Raw genomic sequence first — 24,633 nt, 5'->3', positions numbered from 1 at the left:
TACGGCACTGCGGGCGGCATGCCGCAGCCCGCTCAGCGATTGGCGATATACATCGTGACTTCAAAGCCGAAACGCACCTCGGCGTACGACGGAGTGATCCATTGCATGGCATGTCTCCTTGTTTGCGATGGGACGGAAGAACCGCACTCGATGCGCGGCCGTTCCCTTCAAAGCAAAGGACATGCCGATATCGCCACGCGAGGCTCGATTGGCTCGCGCACAAGCCTTCGCCTGGGTATGGGCACCGACATCGTCAATTCGCTGACGTAAGCGGGACAAACGCGTCGCCATACGACGCGTTCGGGAGATGGGCAGTGTTGATTTTTGGAGCACCACTGTCGCGGGATGCAACAACGGTGTGACAGCACGTGGGCGAAACAGAAGTGCTGATGAAAGCGGCGCGGCGGGGCTCAGAAGTCGTCCACCTCACGATCCGGCTCGACCGCGGGCATCTTGCGATAGATCGTGTTGCGCGACACGCCGAGCTCGCGCGCGGCCGCCGAAACGTTGCCGCCATGCCGCGCGAGCGCGGCGGCAATCACCGACACGGTCACGTCCTGCAGGCGCGCGCACTCCGAAGCGAACGCATTGCCCGAGCCCGGCGTATCCGCCGCGCCGCTCGACGAAACGCCGCAGCGCAGATCATCGAAGAAGTCATCGGGCAAATGCTCGCGCCGGATCTCGCCGTCCGCGTCGACCATGGCCGCCGCGGTGCGCAGCAGGTTGCCAAGCTGCCTGAAGTTGCCCGGCCATGGACAGCGCTCGAACATCGCCATGACATCGGGTGCGACGTGAAGCGGCCGTCCGCTCGCGCTGGCGTTCGATTCGCGCAGCAACATCTTCTGGATCACGACCGCGAGGTCGGCACGGTCGCGCAGCCGCGGCAGACGCACCACGAGGCCATTGAGCCGGTAGTAGAGATCCTCGCGGAAGCGGTTTTGCGCGATCATCTCGCGCAAGTCCCGGTGCGTCGCGCAGATGATCGCGACGTCCACCGCAATGCTCCTCGTCGAGCCGAGCGGGTTGACGACGCGTTCCTGCAGCACGCGCAGCAGCCGCACTTGCAGCGAGTACGGCATGTCGCCGATCTCGTCGAGAAACAGCGTGCCGCCGTTTGCCTGCAGCAGCTTGCCGATCGCGCCTTTGCGCCGCGCCCCGGTGAATGCGCCCTCCTCGTAGCCGAACAGCTCGGATTCGATCAGCGTCTCGGGAATCGAAGCACAGTTGACCGCCACGGACGGCCCGGCGCAGCGCGGCGAATCGTTGTGGATAGCCTGCGCGAGCAGTTCCTTGCCCGTGCCGGTCTCCCCATTGATCAGGATCGGAATGTCCTTGCCGATCACCCTCCTGACCTTCGCGATGACCGCGGCGACCTGCGGGTCACCGGTGTCGAGATAGCTCAGACGCGAGAGTCCTGCGGTCGCCTGCGGCGGCTCCTCGCGCGCCACCGCGCGGGCGCCGTCGTGCACGGCGACCGGGCGGCTGCCCTCGGCCAGCGACGCCCGCCTGAACTGCACGCGCGCGCAGACGACCGCGCCGCTGCTCAGGTTGAGCATCAGGTGCGGGTCGAGGTTCACGCGCGCGCGATCGATCAGTTGCGCGCTCGTGGTCTGGAACAGCGACGACAGCGTATGCGCGCGCAGCCCGGCGAGCGACATGCCGAGTTGGAACTGGGCACTCCGGTTGGCCGACAGAAAGCGTCCGTCGCTCGTGAACGCCACGATGCCTTCCATCAGCGTGCCCAGAAACTCCGGACGACTATGGAAGGACACTTGCAGCGTTTCGTGAAAGGTGGTCGTAAAGAGATGATTCTCGATCATCTGCACCGACATTTTGGCGAGCGCCATCGTGTGCTGATGGTAGCTGCGATAGTCGCCCGTCACGTCGAGCACCCCGATCGCGTCGCCATACGGATCGAGAATCGGCACGCTCGAGCAGGTCAGGAAGCGGTTTGCCGCCAGGTAGTGCTGGTCGCCGTGCACGACCATCGCGCAGCGCTCGGCCAGCGCCGTACCGATCGCATTGGTGCCCTGGCGGTCCTCGGCCCAGTTCGCGCCGGGCCGCAGCGCGACTTTCTCCGCGCGCGCGAGGAAGTCGTCGTCGCCGATCGAATGCAGGATCAGCCCTTCGGCATTGGTCAGCACGATCATGCTTTGCGTGTCGGCGATCTGCTCGTGCAGCGACTCCATCACCGGCATCGCATGCGCGCACAACACCCGGTTCTGCTCGCGTTTGAGCACGAGACCCGCGTTCGAAAGAACCTCGTATTCCGGCCGCGCCAACGCGCACAGACCAAACGTTTCGGAGCGTTCGTGCGCTTTCTGAATTGCCGGCACGGGAAAGTCGTTGGACCGTATGGCAGTCTGAGCCACGGCCCGGTGAACGTCATCGCGCATTGTCTCCCTCCTGGAAAGCCTGGTACCTTGCCAGACTTTTCTCCGTCCTCTTAAGCAAGCTCCAGGCCATCCATTTCAGCGACAGCTTCGCCCGCGATCCTGGCGTCGCCCTCGACCCGAGCGATGCGCGCCAGCGCTGCAACTGTCCTGTTTCTCAACACTCCATCGCCCGGCGTTGTACCGGGACGCAACACATGGAGCGCCCTGCGCGCGATATGTGCCGCCGCACGTTTCAGGCGTGCCGCCCTTTCGGACTCGCCCACAAAAATGGCATGTGACTTGCAGTAACGGCACCGCAACCGGATCGACACGGAACAAAGGGGCGACGCCTCTGCCGGCACTGCATCGACAAACACTCAGGAGACGACCATGAAGAACCGTTCGCCCGCCGCAGGCCGGCTGGCTGTCCTTGGAGCGAGCATCGCGATCGCGATGGCACTGAACGTGGCTCCGGTGCACGCCGCCCCGGACTACCCCGCCGTGACCTACGAGCGCCTCGCTCAAGCACAGAGCGACCCAGGCTGGCTCACCTACTACCGCAGCTATAGCGGCCAGTCACATTCGCCACTGAAGCAGATCGATGCATCGAATGTCGCCGGGCTCAAGGAGGCCTGGAGCTATCAGTTCCCCGCGGAACTCAAGCAAGGCTTCGAAGCAACCCCGATCGTCAACGGCGGCTACCTTTTCGTCAGCACGCCGAAAGACAACGTCTATGCATTCGATGTCAAGAGCGGCACGAAGCTCTGGAAATACGAGCCGAAGCTCGGTGCGGAATCGTTCAGGACCGCATGCTGCGACGTAGTGAATCGCGGCGTCGCGCTGTATGGCAAGAACGTCTACGTGGCCATGCTGAGCGGCGAGGTAGCCGCGATCGACGCGCAGAGCGGCAATGTCGTATGGAAGAAGCAGATGTTCGAACCGGGTCTCGGCTACGCGTTCTCGCTCGCGCCGCTCGCGCTCGACGGCGCGATCGTGGTCGGTACATCAGGCGGCGAGTATGGGATTCGCGGCTATATCGCCGCACTCGATCCCGACGACGGCTCGATCATCTGGAAGCGCTATACGATCCCGAATGCCGGCGACAAGGGCGGCGATACGTGGCCCGACGGCATGCAGGAACATGGCGGCGGCGCGGCGTGGCTGACCGGCACCTACGACGCCGCCACGCGGACGCTGTACTGGGGCGTCGGCAATCCGGGACCGTGGCTCGCCGCGCTGCGTCCCGGCGACAATCTGTACTCCGATTCCCTGCTCGCGCTCGATCCGAAGAACGGCGACCTGAAGTGGCACTATCAGTACACGAGTAACGACACGTGGGACTACGACGGCGTCAACACGCCGGTTCTTGCCAACATCAGCTACAAGGGCAAGCAGTATGACGCCATCATCCATGCCGACCGCAACGGCTTCTTCCACGCGATCGACCGCAAGACCGGCAAGCTGATCTACGCGGAGCCGTTCGTCAAGGCGCTGTCGGTGACGGGCTATACCGCCGACGGCAAACCAGTTCAGGACGCCAGCCGGTTTCCCAAGGCCGGCACGACGATCAACACCTGTCCGAGCTTTCTCGGCGGCAAGAACTGGTGGTCGACTTCCTACGATCCCGAGCGGCACATCGCGGTGGTGCCCTCGCTGCATGCGTGCATGAGCCTGTCCGGCAAGTCGGTCAGCTACATGGAGGGTCTGCCCTACCTCGGCGAAGGCTTCGAGATCCAGCCTGAACCGGGCAGCCAGGGTTATGGCGAGCTTCAGGCCATCGATGTCAATACGGGCAAGAAGCTGTGGGGTCACTGGACCAGGATGCCCTGGAACGGTGGCGTCGCCACCACGGCCAGCGGCCTCGCCTTCAGCGGCTCGCTCGACGGCCATCTGTACGCGTTCGACGTGACGACGGGCAAGGTGCTGTGGGAGAGCCCGCAACTCGCGAGCGGCATCGTCGCGCAACCTTCCGTGTTCGAAGTCGACGGCAAGGAATACGTGGCCGTGCTCGCGGGCTACGGCGGTGCGAATCCGATCTGGGGCGGCCCGATGGCCGACGTCGCGAAGGACGTTCCGCGCGGCGGCACGCTGTACGTGTTCGCGCTCGATCGCAGCTAGGCGCAGCCACCGCACCCGCATCGTTCCGCCCATCCGGCCTTCGCAGCCGCATCTTTCCGCGCCCGCGCGCAGCCCATGCGGGCGCGGTGTTCCCGCCATCACAGGAACGCACCATCATGAACATTCGATTCACTCACCTTGCTCTCGCCAGCGCGCTCGTCGCCGGCGCCGCACATGTTGCCGTCCAGGCGGCCGCGCGGACGTCTTCCAGCGTCCGTGTGTGCACGATGCCCGGCAGCCCTTCGGCCGAGCTGGACAAGTCCGTTGCACGCGCGGTGTTGAGCGCGGCGGGCATTACCGCGACATTCGCGCCGCGCGGCATCGACGACGACGGCGGCGACGACGGCATCTCCGCTCGCGAGCTCTCGACATCGCTGCAGCGCAACTGCGACGTGATCGCGGGCTTTCCGCGTTCGAGCGTGGCCGACGGCTCCGACTCGCACCTGCTCTTTTCCGACAGCTATCTGCACTCCGGTTACGTCAGCGTCACGCTGCGCGGCGGCCATGCGGCCAACACCTCCGTCGCGGCGCCGGACGGCAAGATCACCATTGCCGCCACCTGGTCGAGCCCGTCGCAACTGATCGCGGTCCAGCAGAAGAACGCGCGCTTCGATCTGGAAACCACTTCCGAGCTGACCGTCGACGCCCTCGCGAAAGGGCGCGCCCAGCGCGCGATCGTCTGGTACCCCGCCGTGGTGGCGTATCGGCATGCGCACCCGCAGCAGCACTTCGACGTTGCCGTCGCCGAGTCGCCTTATGCCGACTGGAATCTGGTGTTCGCGTCGGGGCCCGACACGCAGCCGCTGCAAAAGCGCATCGATGACGCGCTCACGCGTCTGCGCAGCGATGGCCGGCTCGCAGCGCTCACGCGCAACTGGGCGCTGCCAACCACCCTCGCGAGCGGTTCGGCGACCGCGGCCAGCACTCACGCGAATCTCGCGCGCTATCTCGACGGCCCGACCCAGGCGTCGCCGCGTGCGGACCTATGGCGCGTGGGCGGCATGCCCGCCGCCGGCGGCTTCATCAAGGTTGCGGCGACGACCGAGACACCGTCGTTCGATCACGATCAGGTCACCCACGGTGAACATCTGTATGCCGATTCGTGTGCGAAATGCCACGGCGAGAAGCTCGAAGGCAACACCGCGCCGTCGTTGATCGGACCGGCCTTCGCGCCAGCGGCGAACTCGCATCTGACGATCGGCGGCATTTACCAGTACATGTCGACCAACATGCCCGCGGATCATCCCGGCAAGATGAGCGACGAGGAGTACGCCGATCTGATGGCCTTCCTGCTCTATACGAATGGCTACGACGCCGGTAACGCGAAGCTTACCGCGCAAGCCGCGCAATCCTCGACCACACCGCTGAACGCCGGACCGCGCCACTAACACGTTGCTTCGCACCGCATTACGACGCCACGCCGCTTCAAGCGAATGCGGCATGGAGGACCCATTTCTTTTCTCAGGGCATCATCATGGTCTCTCACAACCGCAGACACTTCATTCTCCAGGCCGCGGGCCTGTGTGCCGCGCTCGCCAGCGCCGAGCTCGCGTTAGCCGCGCCGCCCGCCGTCGATGAAAACGACGCCACGGCCAGTTCGCTCGGCTATCGTGCGAAAGCGAGCAGCGTCGACGCAGCGAAGTTCCCCAAGTACCACGCGGGCCAGACCTGCGCGAACTGTCGTTTCTACACTGGCGCAGCGGGCGAGGCTTCAGGACCGTGCCCGATGTTCCCGGGCAAATCGGTTGCCGCCGACGGCTGGTGCAACGTCTATGCGCAACGAGTTTGAGCGCTGGTCCGTGGGTGCGCCGCGAAGCGGCGCACCCACGACGGCAGGCGAAGACACGTCGCCCCTGGACCCTTCGCTCGCTGATTCGATGCGATAGCTGAACGACGTTCGAGCTCTGCTAAGCTACGGTCCGCCGCACCTATTCTTAGGCTCCCGAACAAACCGCGAGATCATTTGAACCGGAGAAGATCGATGTCGACACCCTGGTTGGGGCGCTGCCTGTGCGGCGCGGTGCAATACGAAGCTCGCGGTGATTCACTCGCGCAACTGATCTGCCATTGCCGCGATTGTCAGCGCGCGTCAGGTTCCGCGGGGTTGCCGGTTGTCGTAGTGAGAGCCGCCGGCTTTTCGTTCAAAGGCGACGTCAGGCCTTATACGAAGATCGGCGGCAGCGGAATGCCCACGACGCGCAACTTCTGCGCTCATTGCGGCAGCCTGCTATTCGCTACGCCGCATCATGCGCCGGACATCGTGACCCTCTATGCCGGCACGCTCGATGATCCTGCGCGGTTCAAGCCCGAGTTCGCCCAGTTCACGTCCGAACGCCATCAACTGGATGCCCACCAGCCTGACATTCCCCACCATCCGCGAAGAGCGCCCTGAGCGGTGCAATCAAAGATGCCGTGTTTGCGCGGGCGGATTGCCCCAGTCGTCGTGCAGCCCATCGCGATAGGTGACTGGCGCATTCAATGCCGCATCGAGATCGAGTTCATCGAGGCACATGATGTTCACGTTGATATACGGATACCCCGTGCCGTTTGGCATATCGATGCGATCGAATACGTGGACCCCGCAGCGTTTGCAGAACGGGTGATGCGCGACCGCATTGTGCCCCTGATATTCGCTCAGCGCGGCTTCATCCGAAAGAAGACGAAAATCTTCCCGGCGAACCTGCACGTGCCAGAATCGCAGCCTGCTGCAGTAGCTGCAATTGCACTTCGACGTGCCCTCGTCGAAATCGATGCGAGCCTCGAACTTCACGAATTGGCAATGGCAACTTCCGAGGTACGTGCGCAACATGGGGTTCTCCGGGGTTGAGGGCCGCTGCCATTATGGACGGCACGACTTCGCGCTGCCAATGCACGAGCCGTCGCATCCCTCGCAGTAATGGCGGTCGCGCACCGCGCGATCCACGCGCCAGACGTTCGCCGCAACCGGCGCCGCCGTCCCCGCCGAGCGTCCGTTTTCCCGCGCATGAAAGGTCGGCTCGCCCGCCTTGCCGCGGCGAATCGCTTCATCGATGTCCTGCTCGCCGAACACCGCTTTCAGTTCGGCCACGAACGCCGCGATCTCCGGCATCGGATGCCCGGCTGGCTTGCGCACTCGCATGTCCATGAACCCGCCCCCCAAAAAGTGCCTGTTCGCTATCTCATAAAACCATGTAGGATACTGTATATCCATACAGGTATTTTCGCAAATGACAGCCGCCCTGCCAGCACCGGAAGCCATTCACCCGTCCTTGTGGCGGGCGTCCCAGCTTGGCGCTGGCCGCGGCCGCAGCGTCGATACCGGTTATCCGGCCCTGTCGGTGGAGTTGCCCGGCGGTGGCTGGCCGCTCGGCGCGCTGGTCGATCTGCTCGTGCAGCAGGCCGGCGTCGGCGAACTGCGGCTGTTGCAGCCGGCGCTCAGCGCCGTCGGCGAGCGTCCGCTCGTCTTCGTGCAACCGCCGCATACGCCGGACGGCCTCGGGCTCAACTACATCGGCCTGTCGCTGCAGCAGGTGCTGCGGATCAATGCGCCGAAAACCGCCGACGCGCTGTGGTCCGCCGAGCAGATCCTGCGCGCCGGCAGTTGCGGCGCGCTGATCTTCTGGGCGCAGTACGCGCAGGCGTCCTCGCTGCGCCGTCTGCATCTGGCCGCGCAGTCGTCGGAGACGCTTTTCATCATGGTGCGGCCGCTCGCCACCGCGCAGGAGGCATCCCCCGCGCTGCTGCGGCTCGCGCTCAGGCCATCGGCCGAAGGTCTCACCATCGACATCGTGAAACGACGAGGGCCCGCTCGCGCAGAGCCCCTGTCGATTCCCCTTCAACCCACTCCCGTTCTGCTTTCCCGACATGCGCGTCTTTCTCGCCGTTCATCTGCCAAAGTTGCCGCTCGAGGTCTTCAGACCGAAGTGGTCGCCTGAGCCCGTGCATGGCTGCGCGGTGCTGGAGAAAGACAAGGTGGTCATGGCCGACCCCGCCGCGCGCTCGGCAGGCGTGCGTCCGGGCATGAAGCGCGGCGGCGTGTTGACGCTGTCGCCGCAGACCGAAATGTATGAGCGCGATAGCGGCCGTGAAACGGCAGCCCATCGCGAGGTGGGTATCGCGCTGATGCGCTTCTCGCCCGAAGTCGCGCTGCTCGATGAGGCGACGGTCGTCGTCGAGATCGGCGCGAGTTTGCGGCTCTTCGGCGGCCTGCTCGCGCTGTGCCGCGATACGAAAACCATCCTCGACGCGCTCGGCTTCACCGCGCGCATCAGTGCCGCGCCGACCGGCCAGGGCGCGTGGCTGCTCGCGAAGTTCGGCAACCGGCGCGTGCTGAAGCTCGCGTCGCTCGACCAGCGCCTGTCCGCCCTGCCGATGCTCGCCGTGCCCGAAGTCCGCCCGTTCGCCGACTGGTTCACGGGCCTCGGTTGCGAGCGCATCGCCGATCTGCGCCGCCTGCCCCGCGCCGGCTTGCAGCGCCGCTGCGGCGAACATCTGCTCGACTCGCTCGACCGCGCGTTCGGGACCGCGCCCGAACTGTTCGACTGGCTCGAACTGCCGCCCACGTTCTCGGCGCGCATCGAGATGCCGGACCGGCTCGAACACGCGGATGGCGCGGTGTTCGGCGCGCAGCGCCTGATCGTGCAACTGTGCGGATGGCTGTGCGCAAAACAGCTCGCGCTCACCGGCATTCGCCTGTCGCTCGAACACGAGCGCGGACGCGCTGCGATCGAGCCGACCACGATCGACGTCGCACTCGGCGAGCCGACCTGGCGCGAAGAACATCTGATGCGGCTGCTGAAGGAGCGGCTGCATCGTATCGAGCTCGCCGCGCCCGTGATCGCGTTGCGGCTCGACGCGTCGAACGTCGAGTCGGCCGCGCCCGCGTCCGACACGCTGTTTCCCGAACCGGGCGGCTCGCAGGAGGATCACGCGCGGCTGCTCGAACTGCTGGTCGCGCGGCTCGGCGAAGAGAACGTGCTGAAACCCGCGCCGAGCGCCGATCATCGTCCGGAGATCGCGAACCGCTGGCTGCCGGTGTCGCAGCCGGTCAAGCCCGGCCCGCTGCCGCAGAATCTGCCCCGCCCGACGTGGATGCTCGACACGCCCGTGCGTCTGCTGATGCGCCAGCACCGCCCGTTTTATGGCTCGCCGTTGCGCATGGTGTCGCCGGGCGAGCGCATCGAGAGCGGCTGGTTCGACGGCGAGCTCGTCACGCGCGACTACTTCGTCGCGCAGGCGGACGACCAGAGCTGCTACTGGATCTACCGCGAGCGCGTGAGCAGCCGCGACGCGGAAGAAGAGCAACGCTGGTTCCTGCATGGCCTGTTCGGCTGATAGGCGCGGATGAGCGGCCATGGACACCACCTTCACGATGCTGCCGGCGTATGCCGAGCTGTTCTGCTTTTCCAACTTCACGTTTCTGCGGGGCGCGTCGCACGCTGAGGAACTGGCCGAGCGTGCCGCGCAACTCGGCTACTCCGCGCTCGCGATCACCGACGAATGCTCGCTCGCGGGAGTCGTGCGCGCGCATGTCGCGGCGAAAGAAGCGAAGCTGCCGTTCATCGTCGGTTCGTATTTCCGGCTCGTCAACGCCGATGGTTCGCCGGCGTTCGGGCTGATCCTGCTCGCCCGCAACCGCAACGGCTACGGCAATCTGTCCGAGCTGATCACGCTGGCGCGCATGCGCGCGCCCAAGGGCGAATACCGGCTCACGCCGCAGGATCTGTCGCGGCCGGAGAAAGAGTATCGCCACCTGCTCGGCATGCCCGACTGCCTCGCGATTCTCGTGCCGGATTTCCCGGCCAGCGAGGACGCGCTCGATGCGCAGGTCGAATGGCTCGACGAAACGTTCACGGGCCGCGCATGGGTCGGCCTCGTGCTCCATCAACGCGCGATGGACGACCTGCATCGCGGCGCGGTCGAATTCGTCGCGCGCAGCCGCGACGTGCCCGTCGTCGCGCTCGGCGAAGTCGTGATGCACGTGCGCTCGCGCAAGCCGCTGCAAGACACGATGACCGCGATCCGGGTCGGCAAACCGGTCCATCAGTGCGGCTATGATCTGGCGCCGAACGCGGAGCAGCATCTGCGCTCGAGGTTGCGGCTCGCCAACCTGTACCCGCAAGACGCGCTGGCCGCGACGGTCGACATCATGAGCCGCTGCACGTTTTCGCTCGACGAGCTGCGCTACGAGTATCCCGACGAGCTGGTGCCGGCCGGCCATACGCCGGCCTCGTATCTTCGTCAGGAAACCTATGTCGGCGCGCAGCGGCGTTTTCCCGCGGGGATTGCGCATCACGTGCAGCAGCAGATCGAGCACGAACTCGAACTGATCGCGGACCTGCAGTACGAGCCGTATTTCCTGACCGTCTACGACATCGTCCGCTTCGCGCGCAGCCAGCACATTCTGTGTCAGGGGCGCGGGTCGGCCGCGAACTCGGCGGTCTGCTACTGCCTCGGCGTGACCGAAGTGGACCCCGCGCGCGGCAACATGCTGTTCGAGCGCTTCATCAGCAAGGAGCGCGGCGAGCCGCCCGATATCGACGTCGACTTCGAGCATCAGCGGCGCGAAGAAGTGATCCAGTACATCTATCGCAAGTACGGCCGCGACCGGGCGGCGATCGCGGCGGCGGTGTCGACCTATCGTCCGCGTGGTGCGCTGCGGGAAACGGGCAAGGCGCTCGGCGTCGATCCGCAGATCGTCGACGCGGTCGCGAAGTCGCATCACTGGTTCGATACCAGTCGGGATCTGCTCGCGCGTTTCGCGGAATCCGGCCTCGATCCGAACCAGCCCCTGATTCAGGCCTGGGCGAAGCTCGCCTCGCAACTGCTGAATTTTCCGCGCCACCTGTCGCAGCATTCGGGCGGCTTCGTGATCAGCCGCGGCAAGCTCACCCGGCTCGTGCCGGTGGAAAACGCGGCGATGGCCGACCGCTCGGTGATCGAGTGGGACAAGGACGACCTCGAATCATTGGGCTTGCTGAAGGTCGACGTGCTCGCGCTCGGCATGCTGTCGGCGATCCGGCGCACGCTCGACCTCGTTTCGGAACAGCGCGGAGAACGTTTCGAAATGCAGGACATCCCCGCCGAGGATGAGGCGACCTACGCGATGATTTCGGCCGCCGATACGGTCGGCGTGTTCCAGATCGAATCGCGCGCGCAGATGAGCATGCTGCCGCGCATGCGGCCGCGCAAGTTCTACGACCTCGTCATCGAAGTCGCGATCGTGCGGCCCGGTCCGATTCAGGGCGGCGCCGTGCATCCCTATCTGCAGCGCCGTCAGGGCTTCGAGCCCGTGACCTATCCGAGCGACGCGTTGAAGACCGCGCTGGGCCGCACACTCGGCGTGCCGATCTTCCAGGAGCAGGTGATGCAGGTGGCGATTCTCGCGGCCGGCTTCACCGCCGGCGAAGCCGACCAGCTGCGACGCGCGATGGCCGCGTGGAAACGCAAGGGCGGACTCGAAAAATACTATGACCGCATCGTGCTCGGCATGCAGGAGCGCGGCTACGACCAGACCTTCGCCGAGGCGATCTTCGAGCAGATCAAGGGCTTCGGCGAATATGGCTTCCCCGAAAGTCACGCGGCCAGTTTCGCGCTGCTGGTCTATGCGAGCAGCTGGCTCAAGCGTCACGAACCCGAAGCCTTTCTCGCCGCGATGCTGAACAGCCAGCCGATGGGCTTCTATTCGCCGTCGCAACTGGTTCAGGATGCGCAGCGGCACGGCGTCACGGTGTTGCCGGTCGATGTGACGATCAGCGGTTGGGACTCCTCGCTCGAACAGCGTGCGGGGGCGACGCGCCCCGCCGTGCGTCTCGGTCTTTCGCTGCTGCGCGGCATGAAGGACGGCGCCGCCGAACGGATCGAGAACGCGCGCGCGGTTCGCCCGTTCGCGAGCGTCAACGATCTCGCGCGCCGCGCGCAGCTCGACCGCAAAGACCTGCATGCGCTCGCGGATGCGAATGCGTTGGCAGCGCTCGCGGGAAACCGCCGCGAAGCGCTGTGGCAATCGGTCGTCGCGGTGCCGGACAAGGATATGCTCGCGGCCGCGGCGACTCAGGACGAAACGCCCGAACTGGGCACACCGGGCGAAGCGAACGACATCGTCGCCGACTACCGTTCGCTCGGCCTGACGCTCAACCGCCATCCGCTGGAACTGCTCCGGCCGCAGTTGCTCGCGAACCGGCTGATGCCGGCCTCGACGCTGCGGACCTATCGCGACGGCCGCCTCGCGCGCGGCTGCGGACTGGTGACGGTGCGTCAGCGTCCCGGCACGGCCAAGGGCGTCGTGTTCGTCACGCTCGAAGACGAGACGGGCAACGTCAATGTGATCATCTGGCCGAGTCTGCTCGAAAAACAGCGCAAAGAAGCGTTGGGCGCCGCGCTGCTCGCCGTATACGGCACGTGGCAGTGTCAGGGAGAAGTACGGCACCTCGTCGCGCAGCGGCTCGTCGACATGTCTCATCTGTTGGGCGAGTTGCAAACGACGAGCAGAGACTTCTGCTGACGCGAGCGCGCAAATGCGTATCATCGGAACAGCAAACGGAGGCATCCATGTGCTATTCGGCTCAGATTCTGGCGGACTACCGGCGCTACGTCCGCATGTTCGGCGCGCAGATGAGCATCGAGGAATTCGCGCGTCTTTTCTTCGAACGCACAGAGGACGGTCAGGCCAGGATTCCCAAAGCGATGGAAGACGCCTTCTCGGAACCGCAGTCCGACGCGCAACGGGAAGTCTGGGCGCTGATCGAGCGCTTCAGATCGCAGCAGACCGTGAAGCTCGAACAGGAACTGTTCAAACAGCGCACCCGCTTCGCCGATGCCGAGCGCTATTTGCAGACCAAAGCCACCAAGGCGGCGACCGAGAGCAAACGGATCGCGAAAGACAAGATCGACCGCACGCTCGAGCGACTCGACGACCTGGGCCGAACCGCTCCCAAAGCAGGCGACTCGCGCATCTTTCCCGGCTACTACGCGCCGGTGATGGTGACGGAGAATGGCCAGCGCGTCGTCAAACCGATGCGCTATCAGTGCCGCCTGGCCGGCAAGCCCGCATCGTACGACACCCGCTATCCCGGCACGTACAACGCTCGTCGGGACAGTCTCGAAAGTTTCTGGAAAGCGCTATTCGGCTATTCGCATGGACTCGTGCTGGCCAGTTCTTTCTATGAGAACGTCTCGCGCGCGCGAATGGAAGGCCGCGAACCGGCGCCCGGCGAGAAAGATGAAAATGTCCGGCTCGAGTTCCGGCCCAATCCGCCTCACGACATGCTGGTCGCATGCTTATGGTCCCGCTGGAGCGGCAAAGGCGAGCCCGATCTATTGTCCTTCGCGGCCATCACCGATGATCCGCCACCCGAGGTGGCCGCTGCCGGCCATGATCGCTGCATCATTCCGATCAAGCCTGAGCATATCGACGCGTGGTTGAATCCCGATCCGCGCGATCTGGCAGCGTTGTACGCGATTCTCGATGATCGGGACCGGCCGTTCTACGAACATCGGATCGCGGCCTGAATACAAGGCGCGGTTTCGCAAGCCGCGCGAGACGGTGTCGGATCATCCTTGCAATCTTCGCGCAGTAACATATTCCCTCTCAAATCCCGCAAACCCAAGCCCAGCAAGGGCCGCACCGTTTCGGTAGTGTATCAGGTGGGCCGGGTTTGTGTATCAGAAATTGCACTACTCAGCGGTTACGTGATAACATGTAGCCAATCAATCAGCTTTACTCTTTACATACAGGATACTTACAAATGCCACAAGGAAAATATCTAGGAACGGATACCCGCCCGCTTAACGTTCGTGTCGATGCAGACGACTTGGAAGTATTAAAGATGCTACAGCTTGCGACCGGGACCAATACGAGCGAAGTCGTGCGCGCTGCGCTTAAGGATTACATCGCAACGCACCGCCATTTGCTAGCGCAGCTTGGCAAGGCTATTGCTAAGGAGGCTAACGGGAAGTGACGCACAGAGGGAGAGGATCGAGGGACTAGAACGTTTGCTCTAGTTCCCCGCTTGCGTAGCCAAACTTTATGCAATACAGCTCTACTCATGCGCTGCACCGCAGCGAACAGACCAGAGTAGATGAAATGACCAAAGCCCAAGCCCTTGCAAATATCGCAGACCTGTACCGCGTGTTCCTGTACCGCGTGTTCAACATGGCGGGCTCGGATAACCCTAACCGCGCCGATTGGACTACGCCTGCTATGGCGGGCCGTGCCGGTTGCCAGCATCTAGACCGCTTGCTTCGCTCGCTGCTGACCGCTGACGAACGCGAAGCCCTTTACGCTAACCTTTAAGGAGTCCCGGACATGATGACATTACTAGACGTAGTGAAACTTAGGACTGCGTACGTAGACAACGCAGCGAGCGTAACCGAAGCATACGAGACCGTCTGCATTACCGACCACCGTGGCGAGCAAGAGGACATTTTTCTACAAGGCGAAGATGCAACCGTGTTTATCGAGCAAGCCCGGACTGTCTATAACGCGTTGGAAGTGGTAACGAATGGACGATGCATACGCGTGTCAAGCCTACGACTACATCGAAAACCTTTGGAACTGAAATGATTACCGCAATCGCAGTGGTTTGGCTACGTGCGGCAGCAGCAGAAGCAGCAGCACGGGCTTGCAGGCAATTTAACAGCGCGTTCAACAAAGACCGGTTCTTGGCGGCGTGCGATGTTTAGAGGCGTGGCACTAGCGTAAACCCTTTCCGTAGCCAAACTAGTTTCGCTATAGTATCACTTATGCGCTGCACCGCAGCGAACCAACCCGGAGTAACTGAAATGACCTACAAGCAAGTCGAACACATGACGAATGCAGAGTTGATCGCAGTAATCGAGCAAGGCCGTGCTGCGTGGCACGCCGAAGCAGACCAAGCCAAGAACGACGAACTATTCGACCGCGTTGGTTTCGCTATGACCGAGTATCGTGGTCGTCTGCGTGCAGGCCGCTTGACCCAAACCGCCTAACCTATGGCGCTGCCCGCACCTTAAGGAGTCCTGAGAATGATTGCTGTGTTCGTTGGTTTCATCCTGTTTATCGTGTGCCTCGTATTGTTCCAAGTTTTCTGGAAGCAATTGCTTGTGGTCGCGCTAGTTGCGGTCTTCGGGATTACTGCGATTGTCGGCGTGGCTGTCCTTCTCGACTCGCAGCAGCGACACGCCCAAGAGGCGCAACAGACGCAGGCGACGCCCGTAGCAGCGCAGGCAACGCCCGTAGCAACGCCCGCCGCACCGGCTGACCCTGACGTGACGCAGTGTACGGACGTGGCGAACGAGAAGCAAAGCCAAGCCACCGATAACGGCGCCGACAGTGTTACCGCACAGGTAGTCAAGGGCAAAGCGTTTGCAGAGTGTATGAACGCGCTGCACGCTAGCAACTAACATTTGGAACTGAAATGCTCACAGCCTTTATCGTGGTCTTCGTCGCTACCGCAGCAGCGAACATAGCCCTAGTCCGTGGTGCCGCTCGCCGGCACGCTCGCGAAACGCTAACCTTTAAGGAGTCCCCACAATGAGCCGCTTCTACATCGCAACCATCGCAGCCACCGTAATGGTATTCGCCACGCAAGCAGCGCATGCTGAGGCGTCGCAAGCTGCGTCGTGTGGTGCGATTGCTGAATTCGTGCAAGTGGTCGGTGAAGGGCGCGACCTAGGTGTTAGCGAGCGCGACCAATTGGCAGCAAACGTTAAAGCGGCGGACACTGTGCAAAACCTGAATACGCTTAACGATCTTACGCACATGGTCTATGTGACCAAAGCCACGCCTAAGCAAATCACGACGGCGTTTTACACCGGCTGTATGCAGTAACCCTTAACACTCTTTAGGCTCCAAAGGATCAACCATGAAACGCAATCTTATCGCAGCACTCGTTTTGACCACTACCGCACTGTTCGCGGCGCACGCTAACGCGCAATGGTCGGGCTCGCAACAAACGCTTGGTAATCAGACCTACGGCAACTATTCGAATTACTCGAATGGTGAGACCATGCGCTCGAATTCGCAAACGATCGGTAACACGGTGTACACCAATCAAACGTACAGCAATAGCTCTGGTCAATCGACCACGCAACGTTGTTCGTCGCAGCAAATCGGCAATCAAATCTACACGCGTTGTAACTAGGGAAACGCTGATTAATGGAGCTCGGCGGTCATCGCTCACGTAGCCGAGGACGTTATAGAAGGCAGCTCACAGAACGGACTCACGAGGATGAAGAGGCAGATCGGCTTCGCGGAAGCGGAAATTGCAGGCAAGAAGCGCGTGACGAGGCGCCAACGCTTCCTGGCGGAGATGGGGCAGATTGTGCCGTGGCAGCGTTTGCTGTCTGCAATCGAACCGCATTACCCGAAGGGCACGCGAGGCCGTCCGCCGATTGGCTTGGAGCGAATGCTGCGGATCTATTTCCTGCAACAGTGGTACGGGCTGTCGGACGAAGGGCTGGAAGACGCGCTGTATGACAGCATTGCGCTGCGCGCCTTCGCCGGCATCGATCTGGCAGTCGAGAACGTTCCGGATGCGACCACGCTGCTGAAATTCCGGCGCCTGTTGATCGAGCACGAACTGACACGGAAGCTGTTCGACGAGATCGGTATCTCGCTGTGTGAGCGTGGACTGATGATGAAGGAAGGCACGCTGGTTGATGCGACGATCATCGAAGCGCCACCGTCGACCAAGAACGCCGGGAAGAGCCGTGACCCGGAGATGCATCAAACGAAGAAGGGCAACGAATGGCACTTTGGGATGAAAGCCCACGTTGGCGTGGATGCCGATTCGGGTCTGATCCACAGTGTGGTTGGCACGGCGGCGAACGTGTCGGATGTGTCGCAGGCGCATGCTCTGCTGCACGGGCATGAAGAAGAGGCGTTCGCCGACGCGGGCTACATTGGCGTAGACAAGCGCGAGAAAATTACGGGCAAGACGGTGAAGTGGCACGTCGCGGCCAAGCGCGGAAAGATCAAAGCGATGCAGGAAGGGCCGCTGAAGGACCTGGTGGTCGCGGTCGAACGAACCAAGGCGCAGATCCGTTCGCGCGTTGAGCATCCGTTCCATATCGTCAAGAACCTGTTTCACCATCGCAAAACCCGATACAAGGGCTTGGCCAAGAACACGGCGCAACTGTTCAGCTTGTTCGCTCTGGCGAATCTGGTGACTGCGCGAAATCTGTTGCGATCGGTTCATGGGAGCAATCCGTCATGCGTATGAAAAATGAGAGAAGAGGGGCTCGTTTGCGAGCCAAATTCACCGAAATGAGCGTCGATTCGATTCGTTATCCAGAAAATTTGACGCGTCTTGATCTGCAAGCCGATCCGACAGTTCATTAATCAGCGTTTCCCTAACGCGCCTAGCAGTGATACTCAACCCGCTTGATAGCCTCATACAGAGGGCGCAGCGGGTAGAACTGCCCGCTTAACCAAGGTAGGGCGAATAGGCGGGATACGGCTTTGCCGTGTCTCCCTTCAAGTCTTACCTCTTTCTGCAGGAGTGCGAATTGACTAAGGAGAAACTGACGGCAGACCGACTGCGGGAAGTGTTGCGGTATGAACCGGAGACGGGCTTGTTCTATACGGTCGCGGTAAGGGCGCTGGTCTCGCTATGTGGGCCAAGATTGCAGAGCTACAGCGGCAGGCCCGGAACGCGCAAGCATTAGCAGCAGCGATAAGAGTCGGGCCGCCGCTATGAAGGCGCGATGCCTGCAATGTTCCAACTTCCAACGAATCGAGGTTAGGTATTGCACCGCGACCGATTGCGCAATGTGGACGTTTCGACCGTATCAGACGGATGACGAGGTGGACGAGGACGAGGGAATCCCCGCTAGGGTGGCGTAGTCCCTCAGGAGAGGGGGTTTAAGCGGCTCGCAGCCCCTTCCCGGTACCATGCCTAGGCGGACCCCTGGCAGCCCGTTAGGCGCCCGTTAGAGGGGTTTCTAGAGGACTCCTATGGAGTTGGGCCTAGGTGGGCGGTAACGCCTTAATAGGGCCGGGACGCAAACCCTTATGGTTCTACGCGTGCGCGCACAACGCCAAATTTACATGGTCCGTGCGCCTCGTTTGTAAACATTTCAAATAGGAGTACGAACGATGGATTCTAAGAAACGGGAGTCAAACCGGGTTGCAGCTAAGACCCGATTGCAGGAAGTCGAAGCGCTTGAACGACAGGAGCAAGACGAGGACCGAGCGCTAACCAACCTTAAGCGCAAGCCTTACGGACCGTTCTACAAGTGCAACGGGTGCGGACACGTATTCAGCGACCCTGTCAGCTTCGCGAACCACGGTAAGCGCGTTATGCGTTCTATGTTCTGCAAGTCCGTGCAAGAGCTTAAGAACGCTCAGTACGTGGTCGATACTTACGAATACGATAACCCGGACGGTACTAAGCGCACCGAGTATGTAGCCCGTTTACGTACCGTTATGTGCGCGGTACAAGCGAACCTTAAGCATAGGGGCTAACGTTCGGGGCGCTTGCACTTATGGGCGCATTTCTGCGGAATGTCAAAAACCGGGCCGTTCCCGCTGCGTTTTTGGGAAATATTTGGACAATCGGTTAAATCTGTTGGGAACTGTCGGATTCCAGCCGATCGAGTTCTAGTTTTTGACCCACCCCCCGGTATGGTGCTATCGCCTGACCTAGCCATTAGGTTTGATCTATTGCGCCGCTCAGCGCCCTGTATCGAATGTTAGAGCCACGGCACTAGGTAACTACTTTCCAACATGGTAACTACTCTATAGAGTGTGGTCCTTATCACCGCGAAGTAAGGAGAACTTATGATCGAACTCAACATACCCGACGAGGTAGACCACGGTAACGCTGACAAGCCCAGCAAGCGCGTAGTTGACTACAGCAGAACACAGGCCAAGAGTCGCGCTGCTACCAAGGTAGACGCTGACGGAGACGTACATATCGTGTTACCTGCTGGCAAGCGCTACCCGTTCGACTGGTGCGAGAAGTACGCGAGTCTACTCGTCAATCCGGTCAACAGACAGCTACGCTACGAGTACCTAGAAATGAACATAGACGACTTTCTAGTGCTGCTTGAACGCACCTATGGACCTAGTTACGCAGTGGCTTATACGTGGTTCGTAAAAGCACGTACGGCTAAGAACAAGCCGAGCAAGTACCCGCACACTATCGCTAAACTTATCGCGGTACTGAACAGCCGGGGCGTAACCGTACCGCCGATTACGGCTAAGGACATTTCATTTAACCAGATGCGTACGCACTTGCTCGGGAAGGGCAAAGCACAGGAGTTCACAGTTATGCAGATACCCGGAATTACGTTAGGCAAGCGGTTCGTACGTATCAGCGGTAAGACGTTTCATTGGTTTAACGCTATGGGGCTTGAATGCGAGGTCGATTGCGCAGCAGGCATCGCACACCACGGTCGTACCGGTAGGTCCATGCTGGTCATGTCCGACTTCCTCGCGTTGATCGGTATGGATCGAAACGAGCTTGAACGTCGGTGCATGGGTGCCCCGGAATAATCCTTTACATGAGATATGGTTTATCTCTATAAAATGTTGGTAGCTACCCGCCAGATACCCCGTTTTGTCACCCCGTTTTACTATTTTTGCCCTATTCATAGGAGGATTGAACCACATGAAGCACGTCTTGGAGGACAACGAACAGGAAAGTAACTACTTTTCCCGGTTGAACAAGAACGGCAAAGCAGCATACCGGCGCAGCGTATCCGTTATCACAGGCGGTCTACCAAGCTGGGCAGCTAGGGCTTACGAGAAGGTAGTTACCGAGTCCACAGCAGAGAAGGTAGTTACCAAGTCCGACGAGCCGCGTGTCGATCTAACAAAGCCCCTGCGGCGCATGGGTATCGAGCTTGACGACCTGCGAACGGAACTCAGCGCACAGGTAGGCGAGACCGCAGCACGGCGCACGCTGTCTAAGGTAGACGCGGCTTTTCTGGCATTGCGCAAGGCATGCGAACCGGTCTCAGAGAAGGTAGTTACCAAAGGACAGACGCGCAGCGGCGCATCCGTCAGCAAGTCCGCAGCGGTAGAAGTATGCCCATTCACCGGCAAGGCGCTAGCCCGGTAGTGCGTGCGCCGCTTAAGCCGTTAGCCCGGTAGCTTGCAATGCACGACGAGCCGCGCCATAGCTTCTACGAGTGAACGCAGCGGGGCGAACTCACCGCCGTATAGACCACCCGCACCGGGTTCTACGTGGCCTTGCCATTGGTCGCGTATGTCCTTCGGTATCCCGCACTCACGGGCCGTATCTTTCCAGAGGTGCCGGAACGAGTGAAAAACCATACGGTCGTCCGTGACTCCGCAAACCTCGCGTAGGTATCGGTGGAACCATTGACTAAAGTTCGCACTGTGTGACCCCTTCGGAGAAATGCGGACAGGGAATAGCCATGTCTCCCGGTTACGTGATTCGACATAGGCGATCAAGCCACGGTCAAGCAATGCCGGGTGCAGCGGGATACGCCGCCTAGACGCCGCCGTCTTAAGCGTCTGGCCCGGAGAGTCCGCAGTGATCCGCATAACCCATACCGTGCGCTCTGTGCTGTCTTGCTCGCGGTAGGTCTCCTGTCTAATGTCTCCCGGCACTAGCTGGGCTAGTTCCTCTATGCGCGCACCCGTGAACAGACCGAGCAAGGGAAGCCAGTACGCCGCCTCGCCTGCCCCGGCGCGTGGTCGTTCCCCGTGCGTATAGACCGGACTACTGAAGATCGCATTAAGGGCTAGCTCGCTGAACGGGAGACGCACCGGCGCGGCGTGCCTGCGTTCTTGCATACGTAATCCGGTAGCCGGGTTAGACGTGATCCAATCTTGCCCTTCGGCAAACTTCAGTAGCACTGCTATCTGCCCCAATGAATAGTTGACGGCCTTTATGGTCGAACCGCTCGACAGCGCCGTGTCTTTGTAGGCGATCAAGTGCGCCTTGGTTATGGCGTGTACGGGTAGGTCTCCTATCGAATCTACTAGACGTGCCACATGGCGGCGCATGGTAGCGATAGAGCCTGCTGTCGGTTTGCGCTCGATTGCCCAGCTATCCACCACGGTCGCTAAGGTGCGGGCAGCGTTCTCTAAGACGCGCTGTACGGGCTTGGCGGTCTCTACCCTTGCGCCAGTATTGACGAGGGGCAACGGGGCTGCTGTAGGGGCTGTGTGCGCTCTGAGCGCATGGGCTACGGCAAGCCGGATACGGTCGTCTAGGCTGTACTCCGCTAGGTCGGTCTCGTCCCTGCCCGTTTCGTGTTCTAGGAGTTGATCGAGCGCACCTAAGCGGCGCGGTGGTACTGATGGTAGCGACGGTAGCGCCTTGCCTCGCAGCCCTTCGAATTCCGCATCTAGGTCCGAGCTAGCGCGGCGCACAAGTATCGCTGCCTCGCTGCGTTCCGACGTGCCTAGCGCACGAACAATTTCACGCTTGCCGCTGTAATGGGCTAGCAAGTCGAGCGGTACACGCCTGCGGAGATAGTACCGCGAGCCGCGCTTAACAAGGTGTGAATTCCGGGCCATTGTGTAGCATCCATGTGGACACAGGCACGGCCGCAAAGCCCCGCCCGTATTGGGTTCTAGACGTGGCGCGGTTTTACTGGCATTCGCGGACAGATTAACATATTCTGCGTTATGGATGTTCATCGGCTGGCGAAGAATACCCGGTTGTAGAGGTCCGCCAACAGGCGCGATTCGGACCCCATCAATCATCGAAGCGCCTGCGCAGCGCACCCGACACGATCCACACCCTCGGGTTGCGGCTGCAAGCACAGGAGACGTCGGTATGGGCAAACATCCCGCGGCGGACGCTTCGCAGCAGACCGCGCTCGGCAGCGACGAACTTCAGCTGATCGATGCGTGGTGGCGCGCATGCAATTATCTTTCGGTCGGCATGATCTATCTGCTGGACAACCCGCTGCTGCGGGAGCCGCTGAAAGTCGAACACGTCAAGTATCGCCTGCTCGGACACTGGGGCGCGAGCCCGGCGTTATCGTTCGTCTGGGCGCATCTGAACCGCGTGATCAAACGCGACGATCTCGACGTCGTCTTCATGGCCGGTCCCGGACACGGCGCACCGGGCGTGCTCGGCCCCACCTATCTGGAAGGCACCTACTCGGAGATCTATCCGGACAAGAGCGCAGATGCCGAGGGCATGCAGAAGTTCTTCAAGCAGTTCTCGTTCCCCGGCCATATCGGTTCGCATGTGACGCCGGAGACGCCCGGGTCCATCCACGAAGGCGGCGAGCTTGGCTACAGCCTGTCGCATGCGTATGGCGCCGTGCTCGACAACCCGGACCTCATCGTGGCCTGCGTGGTCGGCGATGGAGAAGCGGAGACCGGGCCGCTCGCCACCGCGTGGCATTCGAATAAATTCATCAACCCGGCCCGCGACGGCACCGTGCTGCCGATCCTGAATCTGAACGGCTACAAGATCGCCAATCCCACCATCCTGTCGCGCATCAGCAGCAGAGAACTGGAAGCGCTCTTTGTCGGCTACGGCTACACCCCGCATTTCGTCGAAGGATCGGATCACGCGGAAATGCATCGGAAGATGGCGCACACGCTCGATACCGTGCTCGGCGAAATTCGCGCAATTCATCAGCAGGCACGCGCGAACGGCAATCTCGAGCGGCCGCTCTGGCCGATGATCGTGCTGCGCACGCCCAAGGGCTGGAGCGGACCGAAGCAGATCAACGGGCACAAGGTCGAAGGCTCGTGGCGCTCGCATCAGGTGCCTTTTTCCGATGTGCGCAACAACTCCGCGAATCTCGAAGTGCTCGAAGAATGGATGCGCAGCTACCGGCCCGACGAACTTTTCGACGCCGACGGCCGGCTGATCCCCGAACTCAAGGCACTATCGCCCGAAGGCCCGCGGCGCATGAGCGCCAATCCGCACGCGAACGGCGGCGTACTGCGCCGCGAACTGAAGCTGCCCGACATCCGCGCGTACGCGGTGGATGTGCTGCACGCGGGCAAGGTGCTGCAGGAGAACACGCGGCCACTCGGCGAATTTCTGCGCGACACGATGCGCGCGAACATGAACACCTTCCGCGTGTTCGGCCCGGACGAAACGGCCTCGAACCGTCTGCAGTCGATCTACGAGGTCAGCAAGAAGGTGTGGATGGCCGAGATGCTCCCCGAGGACGAGGACGGCGGCGAACTGGCGCGCGACGGCCGCGTGATGGAAATGCTGTCCGAACACACGCTGATGGGATGGCTCGAAGGCTATCTGCTGACGGGACGCCACGGCTTCTTCCATACCTATGAAGCGTTTGCGCACGTGGTGGATTCGATGTTCAACCAGCACGCGAAGTGGCTCGACATCAGCCGCAATCACGTGCCATGGCGCGCGTGGGTGTCGGCGGAAAACATTCTGCTGTCGTCGACCGTGTGGCGGCAGGATCACAACGGCTTTTCGCATCAGGACCCCGGCTTCATCGATCTCGTCACCAACAAGAGCCCCTCGGTCACGCGCGTCTATCTTCCGCCCGACGCGAACACGCTGCTGGTGGTCGCCGACCACTGTCTGCGCACCACCGACTGCATCAACGTGATCGTCGCCGACAAGCAGAAACACCTGCAATTCACCACCATCGACGAAGCCGTCGTGCACTGCGCCAAAGGCATCGGCGTGTGGCGGCGCGCGAGCAACGACGAGGACGCCGAACCGGACGTGGTGATGGCCTCGTGCGGCGACGTCGCCACCCAGGAAGCGCTGGCGGCGACGGCGATCCTGCGCGAGCGTCTGCCCGAACTGAAGCTGCGTTTCGTCAACGTGGTCGACCTGTTCAGGATGCAGCCGGCGAGCGAGCACCCGCACGGCTCGACCGAACGCGAATTCGACAGCCTGTTTACGACCAATAAGCCGGTGATCTTCAATTTCCACGGTTACCCGTGGCTGATCCACAAGCTCGCCTATCGCTTTCGCAATCACGAGAATCTGCACGTGCGGGGCTACAAGGAGAAAGGCAACATCAACACGCCGCTCGAACTGGCGATTCTCAATCAGGTGGACCGCTTCAATCTGGTGATCGACGTGCTCGACCGCGTGCCGCGCTTGCAGGGCAGATCCGCGCATCTCAGGGAAGACATGAGGAACGCGATCGTCAGCAACCTGAACTATGCGCATACGCATGGCACGGACCGCGCCGAGATCGTCGACTGGGTCTGGCCCTTCTGAACGTCACGCGCAGCATGCACCGAGGA

The 24,633-nt window shown here is 61.8% G+C and carries 23 protein-coding genes; 18 read left to right on the top strand and 5 right to left on the bottom strand.

Annotated features, from left to right (window positions below; translation table 11 throughout):
* Nucleotides 1–32 precede the first annotated feature (32 nt).
* Both pqqA and OKW26_RS40825 read right to left on the bottom strand, forming a co-directional pair.
* Nucleotides 33–107, bottom strand: a complete 75-nt coding sequence (gene pqqA / locus OKW26_RS40830; protein WP_090805708.1) for a pyrroloquinoline quinone precursor peptide PqqA — start codon at nt 105–107, stop codon at nt 33–35.
* A gap of 303 nt (nt 108–410) precedes the next feature.
* A complete protein-coding gene (locus OKW26_RS40825; protein WP_429357078.1) occupies nt 411–2,396 on the bottom strand; it encodes a sigma-54-dependent Fis family transcriptional regulator in 1,986 nt (661 codons plus the stop codon).
* 369 nt (nt 2,397–2,765) lie between these two features.
* On the opposite strand from OKW26_RS40825, the gene OKW26_RS40820 reads away from it, so the two are divergent.
* The 4 genes from OKW26_RS40820 (at nt 2,766) to OKW26_RS40805 (ending at nt 6,885) form a co-directional block, all read left to right on the top strand.
* Nucleotides 2,766–4,493 (top strand): methanol/ethanol family PQQ-dependent dehydrogenase, encoded by a 1,728-nt coding sequence (locus OKW26_RS40820; RefSeq protein ID WP_429357077.1) that lies wholly within the window; start codon nt 2,766–2,768, stop codon nt 4,491–4,493.
* A gap of 116 nt (nt 4,494–4,609) precedes the next feature.
* Entirely contained in the window at nt 4,610–5,881 is a 1,272-nt protein-coding gene (locus OKW26_RS40815; protein ID WP_429357076.1) for a c-type cytochrome, read from the top strand.
* Between the two features lie 86 nt (nt 5,882–5,967).
* Nucleotides 5,968–6,282: a high-potential iron-sulfur protein gene (locus OKW26_RS40810; RefSeq protein WP_429357075.1), complete on the top strand. Its 315-nt coding sequence runs from the start codon at nt 5,968–5,970 to the stop codon at nt 6,280–6,282.
* A 192-nt stretch (nt 6,283–6,474) separates the two neighbouring features.
* Nucleotides 6,475–6,885 carry a GFA family protein gene (locus OKW26_RS40805; protein ID WP_184066908.1) on the top strand — a complete coding sequence of 137 codons (411 nt, stop codon included), beginning with the start codon at nt 6,475–6,477 and terminating at the stop codon, nt 6,883–6,885.
* 9 nt (nt 6,886–6,894) lie between these two features.
* On the opposite strand, the gene OKW26_RS40800 is transcribed toward OKW26_RS40805, so the two are convergent.
* Together OKW26_RS40800 and OKW26_RS40795 are read right to left on the bottom strand one after the other, a co-directional pair.
* Entirely contained in the window at nt 6,895–7,302 is a 408-nt protein-coding gene (locus tag OKW26_RS40800; protein WP_429336273.1) for a GFA family protein, read from the bottom strand.
* 30 nt (nt 7,303–7,332) lie between these two features.
* Nucleotides 7,333–7,617 carry a hypothetical protein gene (locus OKW26_RS40795; RefSeq protein WP_429346717.1) on the bottom strand — a complete coding sequence of 95 codons (285 nt, stop codon included), beginning with the start codon at nt 7,615–7,617 and terminating at the stop codon, nt 7,333–7,335.
* A gap of 82 nt (nt 7,618–7,699) precedes the next feature.
* Here OKW26_RS40795 and imuA point away from each other — a divergent pair, with 82 nt between their 5' ends.
* The 13 genes from imuA (at nt 7,700) to OKW26_RS40730 (ending at nt 20,518) form a co-directional block, all read left to right on the top strand.
* Nucleotides 7,700–8,407, top strand: a complete 708-nt coding sequence (gene imuA, locus OKW26_RS40790; protein WP_429357074.1) for a translesion DNA synthesis-associated protein ImuA — start codon at nt 7,700–7,702, stop codon at nt 8,405–8,407.
* Nucleotides 8,337–9,806 carry a Y-family DNA polymerase gene (locus OKW26_RS40785; RefSeq protein WP_429357073.1) on the top strand — a complete coding sequence of 490 codons (1,470 nt, stop codon included), beginning with the start codon at nt 8,337–8,339 and terminating at the stop codon, nt 9,804–9,806. Before imuA ends, OKW26_RS40785 begins: the two co-directional genes overlap by 71 nt.
* Before the next feature lie 19 nt (nt 9,807–9,825).
* Nucleotides 9,826–12,975 carry an error-prone DNA polymerase gene (locus OKW26_RS40780; RefSeq protein ID WP_429357072.1) on the top strand — a complete coding sequence of 1,050 codons (3,150 nt, stop codon included), beginning with the start codon at nt 9,826–9,828 and terminating at the stop codon, nt 12,973–12,975.
* A 47-nt stretch (nt 12,976–13,022) separates the two neighbouring features.
* On the top strand, nt 13,023–13,982 hold the full coding sequence (locus tag OKW26_RS40775; protein ID WP_429357071.1) for an SOS response-associated peptidase family protein: 960 nt from the start codon (nt 13,023–13,025) through the stop codon (nt 13,980–13,982).
* 236 nt (nt 13,983–14,218) lie between these two features.
* Complete coding sequence (locus tag OKW26_RS40770; RefSeq protein ID WP_429357070.1) at nt 14,219–14,431, top strand: ribbon-helix-helix domain-containing protein; 213 nt, start codon at nt 14,219–14,221, stop codon at nt 14,429–14,431.
* 68 nt (nt 14,432–14,499) lie between these two features.
* On the top strand, nt 14,500–14,766 hold the full coding sequence (locus OKW26_RS40765) for a hypothetical protein (RefSeq protein ID WP_429357069.1): 267 nt from the start codon (nt 14,500–14,502) through the stop codon (nt 14,764–14,766).
* A gap of 488 nt (nt 14,767–15,254) precedes the next feature.
* Nucleotides 15,255–15,440, top strand: coding sequence for a hypothetical protein (locus tag OKW26_RS40760; protein ID WP_429357068.1), 186 nt, complete (start codon nt 15,255–15,257; stop codon nt 15,438–15,440).
* Between the two features lie 36 nt (nt 15,441–15,476).
* Entirely contained in the window at nt 15,477–15,854 is a 378-nt protein-coding gene (locus tag OKW26_RS40755; RefSeq protein ID WP_429357067.1) for a hypothetical protein, read from the top strand.
* 130 nt (nt 15,855–15,984) lie between these two features.
* Nucleotides 15,985–16,281: a hypothetical protein gene (locus OKW26_RS40750; protein WP_429357066.1), complete on the top strand. Its 297-nt coding sequence runs from the start codon at nt 15,985–15,987 to the stop codon at nt 16,279–16,281.
* A gap of 34 nt (nt 16,282–16,315) precedes the next feature.
* Nucleotides 16,316–16,594, top strand: coding sequence for a hypothetical protein (locus OKW26_RS40745; protein ID WP_429357065.1), 279 nt, complete (start codon nt 16,316–16,318; stop codon nt 16,592–16,594).
* 87 nt (nt 16,595–16,681) lie between these two features.
* Nucleotides 16,682–17,674 carry an IS5 family transposase gene (locus tag OKW26_RS40740; protein ID WP_429354839.1) on the top strand — a complete coding sequence of 331 codons (993 nt, stop codon included), beginning with the start codon at nt 16,682–16,684 and terminating at the stop codon, nt 17,672–17,674.
* Between the two features lie 1,559 nt (nt 17,675–19,233).
* The gene (locus OKW26_RS40735) at nt 19,234–19,950 is read left to right on the top strand and encodes a hypothetical protein (protein ID WP_429357064.1); all 717 of its coding nucleotides are present in this window, start codon (nt 19,234–19,236) and stop codon (nt 19,948–19,950) included.
* Nucleotides 19,951–20,065: 115 nt separating this feature from the next.
* Complete coding sequence (locus OKW26_RS40730; protein ID WP_429357063.1) at nt 20,066–20,518, top strand: hypothetical protein; 453 nt, start codon at nt 20,066–20,068, stop codon at nt 20,516–20,518.
* Between the two features lie 20 nt (nt 20,519–20,538).
* On the opposite strand, the gene OKW26_RS40725 is transcribed toward OKW26_RS40730, so the two are convergent.
* Nucleotides 20,539–21,948: a DUF6538 domain-containing protein gene (locus OKW26_RS40725; protein WP_429357183.1), complete on the bottom strand. Its 1,410-nt coding sequence runs from the start codon at nt 21,946–21,948 to the stop codon at nt 20,539–20,541.
* A 262-nt stretch (nt 21,949–22,210) separates the two neighbouring features.
* Here OKW26_RS40725 and OKW26_RS40720 point away from each other — a divergent pair, with 262 nt between their 5' ends.
* The gene (locus tag OKW26_RS40720; protein ID WP_429357062.1) at nt 22,211–24,607 is read left to right on the top strand and encodes a phosphoketolase family protein; all 2,397 of its coding nucleotides are present in this window, start codon (nt 22,211–22,213) and stop codon (nt 24,605–24,607) included.
* Nucleotides 24,608–24,633: the final 26 nt, after the last annotated feature.

It is taken from the genome of Paraburkholderia sp. 32 (assembly GCF_050435345.1).
Lineage (GTDB): Bacteria > Pseudomonadota > Gammaproteobacteria > Burkholderiales > Burkholderiaceae > Paraburkholderia > Paraburkholderia tuberum.
The sequence above is the reverse complement of the archived record's forward strand: the minus strand, read 5'-3'. Positions and strand labels throughout refer to the sequence as shown.